Source organism: Haloarcula sp. CBA1122, assembly GCF_009741785.1.
Classification (GTDB): domain Archaea; phylum Halobacteriota; class Halobacteria; order Halobacteriales; family Haloarculaceae; genus Haloarcula; species Haloarcula hispanica.
Window position 1 is genome coordinate 1 of sequence record NZ_WPCB01000100.1, and the last position, 2879, is coordinate 2879.

Sequence of the window (2879 nt, forward strand, 5' to 3'; positions counted from 1 at the left end):
GATATCGGGAAGGAAAAGAAAAACGCAAACGTTGATAGGACGTTTAAGATAACCGCGAGTGAACGCGAATACAGCCCAAACCGAAGCCCTCACGGGCAATGTGGTGTCCCGGGCTACCTCTCATCAGCCGACCGTCTTCACGAAGTCTCTTGGAATAGAGCGTGATACAGGGTGACAACCCCCGGTACTCGAAGACCAGTACGCTGTGCGGTAGTGCCAGAGTAGCGGGGGTTGGATATCCCTCGCGAATAACGCAGGCATCGACTGCGAAGGCTAAACACAACCTGAGACCGATAGTGAACAAGTAGTGTGAACGAACGCTGCAAAGTACCCTCAGAAGGGAGGCGAAAGAGAGCATGAAATCAGTTGGCGATCGAGCGACAGGGCATACAAGGTCCTGTAACGAATGACCGAGACGCGAGTCTCCAGTAAGACTTACAGGAAGCCGATGTTCTGTCGTACGTTTTGAAAAACGAGCCAGGGAGTGTGTCTGTATGGCAAGTCTAACCGGAGTATCCGGGGAGGCACAGGGAAACCGACATGGCCGCAGGGCTTTGCCCGAGGGCCGCCGTGTTCAAGCGCGGGGAGCCATGTGGACACGACCCGAATCCGGACGATCTACGCATGGACAAGATGAAGCGTGCCGAAAGGCACGTGGAAGTCTGTTAGAGTTGGTGTCCTACAATACCCTCTCGTGATCTATGTGTAGGGGTGAAAGGCCCATCGAGTCCGGCAACAGCTGGTTCCAATCGAAACATGTCGAAGCATGACCTCCGCCGAGGTAGTCTGTGGGGTAGAGCGACCGATTGGTGTGTCCGCCTCCGAGAGGAGTCGGCACACCTGTCAAACTCCAAACCTACAGACGCTGTTTGACGCGGGGATTCCGGTGCGCGGGGTAAGCCTGTGTACCAGGAGGGGAACAACCCAGAGATAGGTTAAGGTCCCCAAGTGTGGATTAAGTGTAATCCTCTGAAGGTGGTCTCGAGCCCTAGACAGCCGGGAGGTGAGCTTAGAAGCAGCTACCCTCTAAGAAAAGCGTAACAGCTTACCGGCCGAGGTTTGAGGCGCCCAAAATGATCGGGACTCAAATCCACCACCGAGACCTGTCCGTACCACTCATACTGGTAATCGAGTAGATTGGCGCTCGCATTGGGTGGAAGCAGGGATGAGAATTCCTGTGGACCGATGCGTGACGAAAATCCTGGCCATAGTAGCAGCGATAGTCGGGTGAGAACCCCGACGGCCTAATGGATAAGGGTTCCTCAGCACTGCTGATCAGCTGAGGGTTAGCCGGTCCTAAGTCATACCGCAACTCGACTATGACGAAATGGGAAACAGGTTAATATTCCTGTGCCACTATGCAGTGAAAGTTGACGCCCTGGGGTCGATCACGCCGGGCATTCGCCCGGTCGAACCGTCCAACTCCGTGGAAGCCGTAATGGCAGGAAGCGGACGAACGGCGGCATAGGGAAACGTGATTCAACCTGGGGCCCATGAAAAGACGAGCATAGTGTCCGTACCGAGAACCGACACAGGTGTCCATGGCGGCGAAAGCCAAGGCCTGTCGGGAGCAACCAACGTTAGGGAATTCGGCAAGTTAGTCCCGTACCTTCGGAAGAAGGGATGCCTGCTCCGGAACGGAGCAGGTCGCAGTGACTCGGAAGCTCGGACTGTCTAGTAACAACATAGGTGACCGCAAATCCGCAAGGACTCGTACGGTCACTGAATCCTGCCCAGTGCAGGTATCTGAACACCTCGTACAAGAGGACGAAGGACCTGTCAACGGCGGGGGTAACTATGACCCTCTTAAGGTAGCGTAGTACCTTGCCGCATCAGTAGCGGCTTGCATGAATGGATTAACCAGAGCTTCACTGTCCCAACGTTGGGCCCGGTGAACTGTACATTCCAGTGCGGAGTCTGGAGACACCCAGGGGGAAGCGAAGACCCTATGGAGCTTTACTGCAGGCTGTCGCTGAGACGTGGTCGCCGATGTGCAGCATAGGTAGGAGTCGTTACAGAGGTACCCGCGCTAGCGGGCCACCCAGACAACAGTGAAATACTACCCGTCGGTGACTGCGACTCTCACTCCGGGAGGAGGACACCGATAGCCGGGCAGTTTGACTGGGGCGGTACGCGCTCGAAAAGATATCGAGCGCGCCCTATGGCTATCTCAGCCGGGACAGAGACCCGGCGAAGAGTGCAAGAGCAAAAGATAGCTTGACAGTGTTCTTCCCAACGAGGAACGCTGACGCGAAAGCGTGGTCTAGCGAACCAATTAGCCTGCTTGATGCGGGCAATTGATGACAGAAAAGCTACCCTAGGGATAACAGAGTCGTCACTCGCAAGAGCACATATCGACCGAGTGGCTTGCTACCTCGATGTCGGTTCCCTCCATCCTGCCCGTGCAGAAGCGGGCAAGGGTGAGGTTGTTCGCCTATTAAAGGAGGTCGTGAGCTGGGTTTAGACCGTCGTGAGACAGGTCGGCTGCTATCTACTGGGTGTGTTATGGTGTCTGACAAGAACGACCGTATAGTACGAGAGGAACTACGGTTGGTGGCCACTGGTGTACCGGTTGTTCGAGAGAGCACGTGCCGGGTAGCCACGCCACACGGGGTAAGAGCTGAACGCATCTAAGCTCGAAACCCACTTGGAAAAGAGACACCGTTGAGGTCCCGCGTAGAAGACGCGGTCGATAGACTCGGGGTGTGCGCGTCGAGGTAACGAGACGTTAAGCCCACGAGCACTAACAGACCAAAGCCATCATTCATACGCACTGTGACTCATTCACCGACGAATTATCTCGTCGCTGAACGAGTCCAGGCGCAAACTTGGATCGCACGAATCACACGGTGGAAAAAGTTGATCGAGACTGGTACTTT

The 2879-nt window shown here is 55.3% G+C and carries 1 rRNA gene; it reads left to right on the forward strand.

The features are described from left to right. Positions 1 to 2767, forward strand: a 23S ribosomal RNA gene (locus GJ630_RS19285); the annotation flags it as partial. Positions 2768 to 2879: the final 112 nt, after the last annotated feature.